This is a genomic window from Bacillus sp. 007/AIA-02/001 (assembly GCF_004634455.1).
Lineage (GTDB): Bacteria > Bacillota > Bacilli > Bacillales > Bacillaceae_G > Bacillus_A > Bacillus_A cereus.
In genome coordinates this window covers 24,605-38,825 of the sequence record NZ_SEIY01000020.1, presented here as the reverse complement: position 1 = coordinate 38,825, position 14,221 = coordinate 24,605, and the positions used below count along the sequence as shown (strand labels likewise).

Here is a 14,221-nt window from a genome sequence, read left to right as displayed (position 1 = left end):
TGTTTTAAATAGTGAGTTTTTTCACCATTTTTATGAGCTCACCTGAGTAATTTTCTATGGATATAGATGAATTTGCCTTCAACATTCTTTCTTCGATTGCTCCTAAAATAAATGAAGCTAATGTGTCGGTTTGAAAAGAGTTAGAAAACACGCCATTTTGTTGTCCAGTCTTCAAAATATCTAATAACATCGTTCTAAGAGCATCCTCTTCGTCGTCTTCGATTCTGTAATAAGGAATGTTCTCTTCATTTCTTGCATTAAAGACAATCTCAATTAAGGCAATATTATTTTTGTAATGAGTTTCTTGATAAGCCAAGTGTGCTTCAATAAAAGCCTCTAGTTTATTTATTTCAGATTGAGCTAATAGTACTCGATTACTAATAAATTCATGTTGTTTGGCAACTAAAAATTGTAATGTACGGTTCATAAGGTAAAGCTTATCATTAAAATGATAAGAAATAAGTCCGGTACTAATCTTAGCCTTTTTTGCCACCTTCGTTAAGCTCAAGTTGTTATATCCAACCTCTTCTAATGTATCAATACATGCAAGAATAATTTGTTCACGCCTAGCCTCTGCAATAAAAGAATCAGTCACGCTATTCAACTCCTGATTTATATAATTTGAATGTATAATCAAAAAATTGATTGATCGTTCAATTAAATATTAGTAAGAAATTATTAGTATGTCAAATGTTTTATACCTACATCTTGATAAGGCTCATTTTCTGAAACAAGCCCGTTTTTAAGAAAGCCAAGCTTCCTATTCGCCCTGAAAACATACTATAAATGGAATCCCCTCATTTAGAACAAGAGGAACTTGTTATGAATGATACTAAAGGAGGAATAGGGTAATGAGCGAAAAGTGTGAACACAGACATGATGATTGTAACCGCAGACATGGTTGCGGAGGCGGTTTTGCGCTTCTAATCGTATTGTTTATTTTATTAATTATCATCGGTGCTAGCTGCTTCGGCGGAGGCGGCGGTTGTGGTTATGGCGGTTACGGCGGCTACGGATATGGTGGCTACGGCGGATATTGCTGCTAATTATTAAAAACTATTGAAAATGGCCTTGTGCAATACGCACAAGGCCATTTTATTCATATTTTTATGTGCTGTGATAATTTATTAATGTACAGAGAACGGATTAAGAAGAAGAAAATGATCTCGATAATCCCGAAAAGGGTGAGTACGATACATGTCTCTTTTAGTAAGGAGAAAGAAAACATGCTTTGTAAAAACTTAACCGCAAATAATGTGTGAACACCAGCAACGATGTAAGGTACGAAAAATAAAATTCCTAATTGAATCGTTGCAGAGCGAAACATTTCTGATTCAGTTAAGCCAAGCTTTGTAATCGTAATATACTTTTGTCTTTCAGTTGTTAAGTCATTATACATACGGAAGTATAGAACACTAGCCGCACCGATAAAGAAAATAAAGCCGAGAAATGCCCAAATAAAAAATTGAGCAACTGCATTTCCTTTACCGTAAATAAGTTCATCCGTAGCCGTATGTATGAAGAAAGGAACTTGAGCGTTCTCTTCAGTATGCTTTTCGTAGAACTCACGTGCATCACCACTAATAACACGTAACATATTTTTTGTTGGAACGATTGCATTTTCCCAGTTTTCTACGAAATAGTTATAGATTACAGTTGTTTCAATATGAGGAATCATATTATCAAATACATAATCTTGTACGACAGCTAAATGAGGGAATGCAAATGATGGTTCGATTCCCTTATTAATAAACCCTTTAATATGAAATTCTTTTTTATTAGATCCAAGTGTAATCGTATTTTGCTTTGCAAATGGATTAGATACGAGATCGAGAAGTTCTGGTGAGTGCCGAGAAATAATATAAACTTCTGTAGAATCGATTGTTATTTCCGGTCTTTTCAATTGTTTAGCAATTGCGTTATAATCACTCATCTTCATAAGCATAATATCTTCTTTGGAAGCTGTATCTTTTAATACTGTAAACTTATATTTTTTGTAAAGAAAATTATTAGTTGTAAGCTCCGTTTCAATTGTAGAAATATGCTTTTGTTCAAGGGAATTGTCACCTTCTGATGTATACGTGAAGGGAACGGGATATCGCTCTAATACTGATGCCTTCGTATTGTTATTAGCGGCGAATAATCCAATAATAATCGTAAATGCAAGTGCAGATAGCATAGAAACAATAAAGAGTACATTAATATTACTGCGTGTACGAGAAACTAAATCTGAAATCCATAACATATTTATTTGTTTCAAATAAAACTTTCTGCGCTTCTTTAAAATATAGATGAAAAGAAGGAATGTTTGTGAAAAGAATAAATATGTCCCGACTATTACGAGCGGTAAAATAGATAACATAATAAAAAAGACAGATCCATTTTGCACATTTTTTTCCGTTACGTAGCCTCGCGGATAACCAGCGATATAATAGCATAGCCCTAAACAAATTAAAGCGAATAAAGAGATGAGTATAGATGGTCTTTTTTCAGCTGGCATTTTCTTGTTCCCTTTAATGAGGTGGGCTGTCTTTCGAGTACGAATAAACATTGGTGTAAATGTAGAAACGATTAAAAATAAAATGATAAACGTTACGGTTGTAACGATAATCGCTTCTGTTGGCCAATATAAATAGAGACCTTTCGCACTTGTTAATTTCGAAGTGACTAATAAGAAAAAGTTAGAAAATACAAGTCCACCTTGAATGCCGATAAAGATAGATAATATCCCAATTATCATGTTTTCGGTAAATAACAATCTTTTTAATTGTCTCTGTGAGATACCAAGAATAGTGAGTATCCCGAATTGCTGCTTCCGAACATTTAAAAATGTTCCAATTGAATATAAGAGAAAGAAGAACGAGAACATAACGATCACAAGTTGTGCTGTACTAGCTAAGTTCATTAGAGGATCACGTTCTTGAAAGCTTTGTACATGTTGCAAGCGCGGATGATACGCGTATACGGTAAATGAAAAGAAAACCATGATAGAAAAAGCACTACTTACAAAATAAGCGAAATATGCTTTAGAATTACGCGAGACATTTTTAAATGCAAATTGCCAAAATGTCATCCACGTCTTCCTCCTAATAATGCTAAAACATCTAATATTTCTTGATAAAATTTCTCGCGATATAATCCGCGGTGTAGTTCATTGTAAAGCTCTCCATCTTTAATGAAAATAACACGGTTACAATAACTTGCTGCAAACGGATCGTGCGTAACCATTAAAATCGTTGCATCTTCTTCTTTATTTAATTTCGTAAATAACTCCATTACGTCAATTGCCGCTTTTGAATCTAAGTTTCCTGTCGGTTCATCGGCTAGTAAGAGAGAAGGGTGATGAATAACAGCACGTGCTACTGCGGTACGCTGTGCTTGTCCCCCAGAAACTTCAAAAATACGCTTGTCCAAAATATGATCAATTCCAAGCTTTTTTGAAATGTTATCAAGCTTTTCATCCATTTCTTTTAATGGAACATTATCTAATGTTAAAGGTAGTACGATATTTTCACCGATTGTTAGTGTATCTAGTAGGTTAAAGTTTTGGAAAACAAATCCTAACTCTTGGCGGCGGAAAATAGCTAACTTCTCTCTACGAAATGTGTGCGGTTTTTTTCCGTTAATTACGACATCACCAGAAGTCGGAGAATCGATTGTAGAGATAACGTTTAAAAATGTAGATTTTCCGCTACCAGATGGTCCCATAATGGCAACGAATTCCCCTTTATCCACGTGTAAATTTATATTTTTTAAAGCAGTATGAGGGACTTTCCCCTCATATACTTTTGAGACGTTTTTTATGTGTAATACTTCTTCCATAGTAATCACCTTTCTACTTTTTAAAACTTAATGTGTTGTGATAATTTTTGCATATAAAAGGAACGAATTAAAAGGAAAAATAAAATTTCAACTGTTCCAAAAATCAACAGTACGACTGTAATTTCAGCGAAGAACGAGAGATGTAATATTTCTTGTAGCATCTTTGTCGCAAACATCGTATGGATTGATGCCATAATGTAAGGTACGAAGAAAAGAATCGCAAGCTGAATTGTCGCTGAACGTTTCATTTCAGTCTCAGTTAAGCCGATTTTCGTAATCGTTATATATTTTTCTTGTTCATTTGTTAAATCTGTATACATCCGGAAGTAAAGAACACTGCCAGCACCGATAAAGAAAATAACTCCTAGGAAAGTACCAATTAAGAAGAACGAAGCGACATTTAGTTTTGTCTTATATAGAGAATCGCTCGCTTCACTTGCATGGAAAGGTGGATGCTCTGCTTGAATTGCTGCATTATCGTTATGGATTTTTGTTATAAACGATGAACCGATATTATGTGCTTTTTCCCAATCTGTAACTTTGAAGTTATATACACTCATTTGTTTGGAAACGGTGGATAAGGCTTCTACATTTTCATCAGATAGTATGAGTAATTGGTATATTAAGCTGTTTGGGAATGGGCTATAACTTTTATATTCTTTCACTTGTAGTTGTAAATTGTTTTGAGTAAGTGTAAGAGTATTTTTCTGTTCTTTATTATGGAGCGTTCCAATAACTTGATCATCTAAGTCTTTCATAAGAATATAAGATTCATTCTTATTGACCGTGAGCGTTTCCCAATTTAAAGCCTTAGCAAGTACATTATAGTCACTTTGTTTAATGGCATAATAGAGCTGCGTGTTATCTTCAGCTGAAGATACTTCATATATATCTGTTTTAAATTTTGTATAAGTGAAGTGCTCTTCATTAAATTTCTGCTCTAACCAGTTTAAATGTTCATCAGCTAACGTATTCTCAGTATGCGATAAATAAGTAAACGGGAAAGGATTTTGTCTAATCGCATCAAACTTTGTAAATTTCCCGAAGCCATATAAGAATGTAATCATTGTAAAAGCGAGCGTCGATAGCATCGCTACAATAAAGAGCATGTTAATGTTTGTCCGAATACGTGATGCTAGATCTGAAATCCAAAGCATATTAATTCGTTTCATATAAAACTTTCTTCGTGTTTTTAAAATACGAATAAGTAAAAAACTAATTTGTGAAAAGAAAAAGTATGTTCCAGCTGCAATAAGCGATGGGATGACAAATATACTAGAGACGGCATATAAAAGCCCAATTATGTCACCTAGCGACATAAAATACAGCGGATTTGCGGCTAACGCATATCCACATATTAAACAGGTCGCACCAAATAGAGAGATGAGCACGGATGCTTTTCTTTCTTTTTGTTGTTTTCCTTCTTTTAAAAGACGTACGGCTTTTCTCGTGCGAATGAGCATCGGTGTAAAAGATGATACGAGAATGAAGAGGCCGAGAAAGATGATGATAGTTAAAACGATAGCACTTGTAGGCGGATATAAATATAAACCAGGTACGTGTGTAATTTTGGCGGTAACTAACAAAAAGAACTGTGAAAAGACAAGTCCAAGTTGAATGCCAAAAAATATAGAAAGAGCACCAATTAACATATTTTCTATAAATATGAGTCGCTTTAATTGTTTTTGAGATATGCCAAGCACTGTTAAAATCCCGAACTGTTTTTTTCGTACTTTTAAAAACGTCCCGATTGAATACAGTAAAAAGAAAAATGAAAAGAACACAATGACAACTTCTGAAATTGTCATTAATATGTTCAGAGAAAAATTCACGTCTGTCATATGCAATTTAGGATGAAATAAATAAACTGCAAATGAGAAAAAGATTGCGATGGAGAACGCACTGCTTACAAAATAGGCGAAATAAGCTCTGGCGTTTCTTGTGACGTTTTTAAATGCAAACTGCCAAAATGTCATTCACCTAAACCTCCTAATAGGGTGAAGATGAAAAGAGTATGAGAGATACTCTTTTCATCAAGTTTGTTTTAAATATTTTGTCCACTCGTGTAATGTGATAATTTTTGCATATAAAGTGAACGAATGAATAAGAAAAATACGATTTCAACGAATCCAAAAATAATAAGAACGGCTGAAACTTCTTTGAACAGAGATAAACCAATTACATCTTGTAGCATTTTTGTTGCGAACATTGTATGAATGGATGCCATAATGTACGGAATGAAAAATAAAATACTAAGTTGAATGGTTGCAGATCGTTTCATCTCTGTATCTGTTACACCGATTTTAGAAATCGTTATATATTTCTCTTGTTCGTTCGTCAAATCCGTATACATTCTAAAGTAAAGAACGCTACCAGCTCCAATGAAGAAAATAACTCCTAAAAATGTCCCAATTAGGAAGTACGCGGCACTACCTGATGTTATTTTGTATAACGATCCTGCTGATTCAAAGGATCGAATAAGAGGCCCTTCATACTGGTATTTATTTCGATCTTTTTGCACTTTTTTTATAAAATTATCAGCAATTTCATATGTCTGTTCCCAGTTTTGAATTTTGTAATTGTATGCTGATATATGTTTTACGGTGTTAGGTAAGTTATTTACGATAACATCAGGCAACACTATCGTTTGATATGAAAAGTCAGATGGGATTGCGTTTACATGCTCATAGCCTTTAACTCTTAATTTCGTATTTGTACTAGAGAGTGTAATGTAATCTCTATTGTAGCTTTGCTCAAATTCGTTGAATATGGTGATATAAGATGTCCCTGTTAGCACATATGCTTCGTTATCATCCATAAATAGTTGTTTCATTCGTAAAGAATTCGCAAGTTTGTTATAGTCACTTTGCTTAATTGCGTATACGTCATTATAAATAGCTATATCTTTATCTTCTTTTAGTGGTGTTTCATATATATCAGCTTTTATTTTTTGATAAGGGAAATGCTCTTTTTGTAATTGTTGCTCAAGCCAATTTAAATGCTCTGTAACAAAAGGGTTCGCATCATAAGAGAAATAAGAAATTGGGAAAGGGGAAGTTCTATTCACCTCTAGCTTAATAAATTTCCCGAATCCATATAGGAACGTGATCATTGTGAAAGCAATTGTAGAGAGCATCGCTACAATAAAAAGCATATTAATATTCGTCCGAATACGGTTTGCTAAATCTGAAATCCAAAGCATATTAATCCGTTTCATATAAAATCTTCTTCTTTTCTTTAAAATATAAATCAGTAAGAAACTAATTTGAGAAAAGAAAAAATATGTTCCTATTGTAACAAGCATTGGGATAACGAAAATACTCGAAACCATATATATAACACCGATTTGCGGGCTTACTGATACGAAATATTTAGGATTTCCAGCTAACGCATAACCACCAAATAAACAAATCGCACCAAATAATGAAACAAGTATGGATGGTTTTCTTTCTTTTTGTTTTCCACCATTTGTTTTTAAAAGGTGTACCGCTTTTTTTGTACGAATAAGCATTGGTGTGAATGCAGATACAATGATAAAAAGACTAAGGAAAACAATGGTTGTTAAAATAAACGCGTTAGTAGGACCGTATAAATATATTCCTGGAACATGCGTAAGTTTGGCTGTTACTAATAAAAAAAATTGAGAAAAAACAACTCCAAACTGCATGCCGAAAAAGATAGATAAAATCCCGATTAACATATTCTCCATAAAAACAAGACGATGTAATTGTTTTCTCGATATTCCTAAAATGGTCAAAACACCAAATTGTTTTTTTCTAACTTTTAAAAAAGTACCAATGGAATATAGTAAAAAGAAGAAAGAGAAAAATACAATTACTACTTCTGAAAATATCATTAATCCTGAAATTTCAGAGGTCATGTCAAAGTTTTGTAATTTCGGATGGAATAAGTAAACAGCAAACGAAAAGAACACAGCAATGGAAAAGGAACTACTTACAAAGTAAGCAAAATAAGCTCTCGAGTTGCGCGTGACGTTTTTAAATGCAAATTGCCAAAATGTCATAGATTATACCTCCGGCTAGAAGATATAGAAGTAGTTGTATTGCAAAAAATGTATGAGAGTGTGTTCTCATACATTTTGCTTGCATATGTTACGATCATGCTTCGGTCACCTTCTCCGTATGTTCTGCTTGATTATTTGCAGCGTTGTGGAAGATGATTTTAATCGTCGTTCCTTTACCAACTTCAGAATCTAGTTTGACAGAGTGACCTAAATAATCACAAATTTTACTTACAATATAAAGCCCCATACCAGTAGATTCTCCGAATGCGCGACCGTTTTTCCCAGTGTAAAATGGTTCAAATACTCTTCGAATATCTTCTTGCGGAATACCAACACCTTCATCACGAACTTCTAAAATAATATCCTTTCCGTTTCGGTAAGCAGATAAGAAAACTTTCTTTCCGCGCTCACCAGAGTAACGAACAGCATTTGTCATTAACTGATAGATGATAAATTTTAGCCATTTCGCATCAGAAGCAACTTTTAAATCAGAATGGACTTCTAAAACAGGGAAGACACCATTACGAATGAATAGTTCTTTTAATCCGTTAATATTTTTTGTTACCGTATCTTTTAATGAAATCGTCTCCACATGGAAATCTTCATGGAAGTTATTTAACCTAGCCATGTATAAAGCCATATCAAGCCCTTGGTTTAGACGCTCTAATTCTTTTTTAAACTTTGGAATTAAATGCTCGTCTTCCATTTCTAGCACCATAAGCTGCATAACAGAAACAGGTGTCTTCATTTGATGTACCCAGTGGTTAATGAATAATTGATGTTCTTGTTGTTTTACTTCATACGATTGTAGTTCTTTTTGGAAGAGGCGGTACTGCGTACGCACGAGTTCATTGACACCGTGAGGCATCGGAGCAGTTGCTCTTTCAATAAACGCATCTTCCATTTTTTCTGGTTGCTCGCTTAATCTATGGTACATTCTACGATTGCGAACGTAACGGTAAGCGAGGAAACAAATAAATAAATATAAACTTAAAACGACGAAATAAAATTTATTGTTTTGAAATCCATCTACTGCATCATAAAGAACGAAAATGATACCAAAGTTTAAAACGTACAGTAGGAAAAATGCAAAATGATCACGTAAAAATAGCTTCATGCTTATTCACTCCAAGTTGCGTTAAAGCGATATCCAAGTCCACGTACTGTTTCAATAGAGTTCTCAATACCAAGCTCATTAAACTTTTTACGAAGACGCGTAATGTTTACGTTTAATGTATTTTCTTCAACGAAGCTTTCGTCATCCCAAAGTGCAGCTAATAAATCTTCACGGCTTGCTGTACGAGGGAATTTAGATAATAACATTTCAGCTAAAATAGCTTCTTTTTTCGTTAAAAGAACTTGTTCAGATCCGAAGTGAATTTCAGGACGTTCTGGGAATAGTTTTAAACCTTCTACTTCAACGATACGTTCAGAAATATTTGGTGCATAATCACCGTAAATACGGCGTAATTGTCCTTTAATTTTTGCCATTACAACGTCGTAGTGGAATGGTTTTGTAATGTAATCATCCGCACCGCTTTCAATTGCCATAATTTGTTCCATCTCACCAGCACGCGCTGAAATGAAAATAATTGGACAAGTAGATTCATGACGAATTTGACGGCACCAGTAGAAACCATCGAATTTCGGTAAGTTTACATCAAGTAAAACAAGATGTGGTTTCACAGCGTTAAACGATTCCATAATATCATCGAAATTCTCTGCAACAACAGCTTCATAACCGTACTTCTGAATGTGAGATTGCAGTAATGATGAAATATTTGGATCGTCTTCAACGATTAAAATTTTATACATATGTATATTCCTCCTCAGAAAAACAATTGTAGCTATAGTGTATCATGTGTTTCAAGTCTTTTCATTATGTTGAAAGATAAGCTAGTAAACAGTATAGGATAAAAGTGAGAAAAGTAAAAAGGGCCTCGTATATAATTGACAATCAACTGAAATCATTTTAACATTTAGATAAGTATCTAAATGTCTAATTATCGAAAGGAAGAAAGACATTGAATCAAGCATTCAAAGCATTAGCAGATCCAACAAGGCGAAAAATTTTAGACTTATTAAAAGAAGGTGATCTAACCGCTGGTGAGATCGCTGAACATTTCAATATGACAAAACCAAGTATTTCACACCACTTAAACGCACTTAAAAATGCTGAACTTATTCAAGATGAAAAGAAAGGGCAATTCGTTGTGTACTCTTTAAACACAACGGTCTTTCAAGATTTGTTGACTTGGGTGTTTACATTTACGAATAAGGGGGAAGAGGGGAAATGAGAAAGCATATATTTCCGTTACTATTAATAGCTTTAACGATTATTGCATGGTGCATCGCGTGGCCGCATTTACCGGGAGAGGTTCCGAGTCATTGGAATGTGTCTGGTGAGGTAGATGGGCGTATGTCAAAAATGGGCATGATGATTTTGGATGTTGCAGTTATGGTTTTTATATATGCTTTATTGACTTTATTGCCTAAGATAGATCCTAAGCATGAGAATTATGAGGAATTTTCTAAAGGGTATAATGTAATAAATTATAGCGTATTATTCCTATTATTTTTAGTAAGTATCATTGGAATTGGAGCTGGATTAGGTTATGACATTCCAATGAATAGTACACCATATATTCTTGTTGGTCTTTTATTTATAATCATCGGTAACTATTTACCACAATGTAAACCAAATTACTTTGTAGGTATAAAAACACCGTGGACATTAAGTAACGAGGAAGTATGGAGAAAGACACACCGTTTTAGTGGGAAGGTGTTTGTTGTATTAGGAGTTATTATGATTTTAAGTATTTTTGCTCCGGCAGCGTGGAAAGGTTTCCTAATCATTGGCATTATTACCGGTGCAGTAGGATTAACAATGGGATATTCATATATTGCTTATAAAAAAGAAATAGGGGCTTAATAAAAAATTATGGGGGAGAGAGGATGAAAAGACACGTATTACCATGGAGTTTAATTATTGGCATTGTAATTGGATGGTATATTGTATGGCCACATTTACCAGAACAAATTCCACGTCATTATAATGCGGCAGGAGTAGTAGATGGATATTTTTCTAAAGTAGAAGCAAGTTCTGTTTCAATAGGTAGCATGATGTTGCTGTATTTGATATGGCTAGCTCTTGGGTATATTGACGTAACGAAAGATAAGTATAAACAGCATGCTAAAGTCCTTTCCGCAATCCGTTATGCTATTCTTTTGATAGGATTCGGCTGTAACTTATTTGCGCTATTAGCAGCGTCTAATTATATTGCATCGGGCTCAATTGCATTTAATTTTGGACTTGGAACATTGTTTCTTGTACTAGGTAATTACATGCAACAAACGAAGCCAAACGGGTTAGTAGGCATTCGAATGGACTGGACATTAGAAAATCCTGTAGTTTGGAGGAAAACACATAGATTTGCTTCGAGGGTATTTGTAATAGGTTCACTTTGTATATATGCCGGGGCTTTGCTTCCAGATCCATTTAATATTTTTATAGGGATTGGAATCATATTAATATGCATTATCGTATCAACAATAAAGTCATATAGTATTTATAAAGAAGAGTTGAAAATGTAAATAAAGCTGCTTTTCCTTTTAGGGAAGAGCAGCTTTGTTTTTAGGTTATTCGAATTACTATATTTAATAAGTTATATTCAAATTTTTAATTAACCAAGGCTTTATCAATGACAGAACTGTTATAGGTTGCATAGCTTTAGTGTGATCCATATCATTTCCTCTTAAGATTTCTATATCCCATCCAAGATGTTCTAACTTTTGTTTGTTTTTTTGAAGTATACCAATAATATCAACTACTACATTGCCAAAATTTTCACCGTAAACAATAGTGTCTTTTTCCCCAGAAAACGCTAATCTCGGAATGATTAGTTTATGTTGGATGTCTTGATCATCAAACTCCATCAAATTCTCGTACATTGTAACAAACTGTTTAGTTTGACTCATGTCGATCTTTATCTGTATGTTATCCCAATCAATTTTTTCAGGATTAATATGTGCTTGATCAATAACAGGAGAATTGTGATTATTCACAGCTTGCTCATATGTTTTATTTGTTACTACCATCATTTCTTTATATGGACCATCTATTGGTGGAAACCCGCCCATGATTATACTGTCTAATCTATCCGTTCGAATGGCTAATTGTAACCCAGCTAAAGCTAACCAAGAGTAACCATAATAACTAAACTTATTAATATTCATTTCGTCAGCAATTGTTAATAGGTCTTTTACTATATTTTCAGGTGTGAGATTCTCTGGATTTGGATGTTGCAAACGATGGCCTTCGTAGTCAAAATATAAAATCTGAAACTTATCTATGAGTCCATCAATAAAATGTTTTCCAAATTCAGGATCTACTCCCCACAACTTCAAAGTTTCAGCATCTTGCCCATATACAGATTCTTTAGCAACTGGGAGCATGATTGTTCTAAATTTTGGATTTCCAACCAAACCAACCTTTAATACTGATTCGTCCGTAAGTTTTATGATTTTCTCCATTTCTATCACTCCTAAATTGTTTATACTAAAATCATATAACATTCATGCAATCTTCCGGATTTATGACTTTTTTCTCGTATATATAAGGATTTTATTTGAAATATGTTAATGTAGCACTTTAAGGTTTTACTTTAAAAAGGAGTTAATAAATGGAGACATATAGCCCTAAACAAATTGCAAATGTCTTAAATGTTAGTACAACAACTTTGAGAAGATATGAAGAACAAAATCTCATTCCTGTTGTGCCAAGAACGGAAAGTAATCACCGGTTTTATACATCGATACACTTTCAAGCATTTATTACCATTAGAGCATTATTAAAAGGATATGATATACCTATTGTTTATAAAGTTATGAGGATGATTAAAAACGTAAAGTTTGAAGAAGCGCTTTGGTTAATTAATGAACAGCAATTCAATGTTCAGGTGGAGAAAAAACGAGTAGAAGAAATACTAAACATGATTCAAAATGCTGATTTTACTAAATATAAAAATGTAGAGTTAAATGAACGCATGAGCATTGGAGAGGCTGCAAACATAGCAGGCGTAAATACTTCGGCTATCCGTCATTGGGAACATGAAGGGTTAGTCCACTCAGAAAGAAATAAAGAAAACGGTTATAGAATGTTTCCAATATCTGAACTGCGTAAAATACTGGTTATAAGCAGTTTGAGAAAAACCGTGTATTATATAGAAAATATGAAAAGCTTGCTAGATGATTTAGAAACATTACACTATGGAAAAATTGAACGTTCCTTTCAGTTGGCTTTAGAAAACTTGAACAATCAACTATTACTCCAATTTAAAGGAATCGAAGAACTGATGAAATATATACACTTTTACGAGTAAGCAAATATGTAAAAAGAGCTAGGCACAATGCTTAGCTCTTTTCCTTTTGTTATCACTTCTTCAAAACCGGTATCCAAATTTCACTTTTAAAGTTTGGAGAAGATATATCTTTCTGTTTATTCCACAATATCTCCGGTCCTTCCGCTAGTTCATAGTTCGAAGAAGGGAACCATTCAGAGTAAATACGTCCCCATACATTTTGTAATGCATCAGGAAATGGACCGACAGCTTCGAATATAGCCCATGTTGAAGCAGTAACTTCAAGCTGTTTAAACTGCTCTGGACAATCCTTTGTTGTGGCTACTCCAATGTAGTGATCGAGTTCGCCTTTTTCCTCCATTCTTCCTTCAGAAAAGTTAGTAGAAGCACTAATGATTCCAGTAGGTTCAATGTTTGAAAGGGACTTTAATGTTTGAATAGAATCTGGGTTTAAACTTTTCCACATAGAAGCAATTTCTTCATTTACACCGTTAAAAACGATTGGTACTCGTTTTGTAATACCTATAATTCGAAATGGCTCTTTTTCTTCAATTCGATAGTTCATTTCATTTCCTCCTTGAATGGATAATTGGAAGGTCATTGGTGAATAAGCCTTCAAAGAATGGCTACTATTTCGGGCCTCTGAAGGTGTTATACCGTGCAAGTTTTGAAATGCACGGGCGAATGAATCTGGTGAGTTGTAGCCATATTTTATAGCGACATCAATGACTTTTGCATCGCTATTTTTTAGTTCAAAGGCAGCGAGAGTAAGACGTCTACAGCGAATATAATCAGATAGTGATATACCTGCTAAAAACGAAAACATTCTTTTAAAGTGATACTCAGAACAGAGAGCTAGCCTCGCAACTTCTTTAAAATCAATTTCATTCGTAAGGTTATCTTCAATATAGCGCATTGCAGTATTCATATTTTTAAGTGAATCCATATTATGACCTCCTCTGTACATAGAATAGCAGGAACGAAATAGCTCCATCCGACATTTCGTGCACAACTT

General features: G+C 34.0%; 14 protein-coding genes. 5 read left to right on the top strand and 9 right to left on the bottom strand.

The window, feature by feature from the left end:
* Positions 1-4 precede the first annotated feature (4 nt).
* Positions 5-595, bottom strand: coding sequence for a TetR/AcrR family transcriptional regulator (locus tag ES895_RS25315; protein WP_098364816.1), 591 nt, complete (start codon positions 593-595; stop codon positions 5-7).
* A gap of 256 nt (positions 596-851) precedes the next feature.
* Between ES895_RS25315 and ES895_RS25310 the strand changes: the two genes are divergently transcribed.
* Positions 852-1,046, top strand: coding sequence for a YjcZ family sporulation protein (locus ES895_RS25310; protein WP_001290395.1), 195 nt, complete (start codon positions 852-854; stop codon positions 1,044-1,046).
* Positions 1,047-1,099: 53 nt separating this feature from the next.
* Here the strand turns inward: ES895_RS25310 and ES895_RS25305 are convergent, their stop codons facing one another.
* The 6 genes from ES895_RS25305 to ES895_RS25280 all read right to left on the bottom strand — a co-directional run bounded on the left by ES895_RS25305 (position 1,100) and on the right by ES895_RS25280 (position 9,661).
* Positions 1,100-3,073 (bottom strand): FtsX-like permease family protein, encoded by a 1,974-nt coding sequence (locus ES895_RS25305; RefSeq protein WP_135238734.1) that lies wholly within the window; start codon positions 3,071-3,073, stop codon positions 1,100-1,102.
* The gene (locus ES895_RS25300) at positions 3,070-3,822 is read right to left on the bottom strand and encodes an ABC transporter ATP-binding protein (RefSeq protein ID WP_000393250.1); all 753 of its coding nucleotides are present in this window, start codon (positions 3,820-3,822) and stop codon (positions 3,070-3,072) included. Before ES895_RS25300 ends, ES895_RS25305 begins: the two co-directional genes overlap by 4 nt.
* A gap of 20 nt (positions 3,823-3,842) precedes the next feature.
* Entirely contained in the window at positions 3,843-5,798 is a 1,956-nt protein-coding gene (locus ES895_RS25295) for an ABC transporter permease (RefSeq protein WP_000144973.1), read from the bottom strand.
* Between the two features lie 68 nt (positions 5,799-5,866).
* A complete protein-coding gene (locus ES895_RS25290; RefSeq protein WP_000145055.1) occupies positions 5,867-7,846 on the bottom strand; it encodes an ABC transporter permease in 1,980 nt (659 codons plus the stop codon).
* Between the two features lie 94 nt (positions 7,847-7,940).
* A complete protein-coding gene (locus ES895_RS25285) occupies positions 7,941-8,963 on the bottom strand; it encodes a sensor histidine kinase (RefSeq protein ID WP_000765341.1) in 1,023 nt (340 codons plus the stop codon).
* Positions 8,964-8,965: 2 nt separating this feature from the next.
* Entirely contained in the window at positions 8,966-9,661 is a 696-nt protein-coding gene (locus ES895_RS25280) for a response regulator transcription factor (protein ID WP_000276738.1), read from the bottom strand.
* A gap of 209 nt (positions 9,662-9,870) precedes the next feature.
* Here ES895_RS25280 and ES895_RS25275 point away from each other — a divergent pair, with 209 nt between their 5' ends.
* From ES895_RS25275 to ES895_RS25265, 3 genes are read left to right on the top strand one after another with little or no spacing between them, the layout of a single operon-like run.
* Entirely contained in the window at positions 9,871-10,143 is a 273-nt protein-coding gene (locus tag ES895_RS25275; protein ID WP_001070526.1) for an autorepressor SdpR family transcription factor, read from the top strand.
* On the top strand, positions 10,140-10,778 hold the full coding sequence (locus ES895_RS25270) for an SdpI family protein (protein ID WP_061654857.1): 639 nt from the start codon (positions 10,140-10,142) through the stop codon (positions 10,776-10,778). The genes ES895_RS25275 and ES895_RS25270 overlap by 4 nt, the downstream gene beginning before the upstream one ends.
* Positions 10,779-10,801: 23 nt before the next feature.
* Positions 10,802-11,440 carry an SdpI family protein gene (locus tag ES895_RS25265; RefSeq protein WP_000820678.1) on the top strand — a complete coding sequence of 213 codons (639 nt, stop codon included), beginning with the start codon at positions 10,802-10,804 and terminating at the stop codon, positions 11,438-11,440.
* 63 nt (positions 11,441-11,503) lie between these two features.
* On the opposite strand, the gene ES895_RS25260 is transcribed toward ES895_RS25265, so the two are convergent.
* Positions 11,504-12,379 (bottom strand): alpha/beta fold hydrolase, encoded by an 876-nt coding sequence (locus ES895_RS25260; RefSeq protein WP_000411236.1) that lies wholly within the window; start codon positions 12,377-12,379, stop codon positions 11,504-11,506.
* A gap of 149 nt (positions 12,380-12,528) precedes the next feature.
* On the opposite strand from ES895_RS25260, the gene ES895_RS25255 reads away from it, so the two are divergent.
* Positions 12,529-13,227 carry a MerR family DNA-binding transcriptional regulator gene (locus tag ES895_RS25255; protein WP_061654856.1) on the top strand — a complete coding sequence of 233 codons (699 nt, stop codon included), beginning with the start codon at positions 12,529-12,531 and terminating at the stop codon, positions 13,225-13,227.
* Positions 13,228-13,279: 52 nt separating this feature from the next.
* Here the strand turns inward: ES895_RS25255 and ES895_RS25250 are convergent, their stop codons facing one another.
* Positions 13,280-14,152, bottom strand: coding sequence for an AraC family transcriptional regulator (locus tag ES895_RS25250; protein ID WP_000377728.1), 873 nt, complete (start codon positions 14,150-14,152; stop codon positions 13,280-13,282).
* Positions 14,153-14,221: the final 69 nt, after the last annotated feature.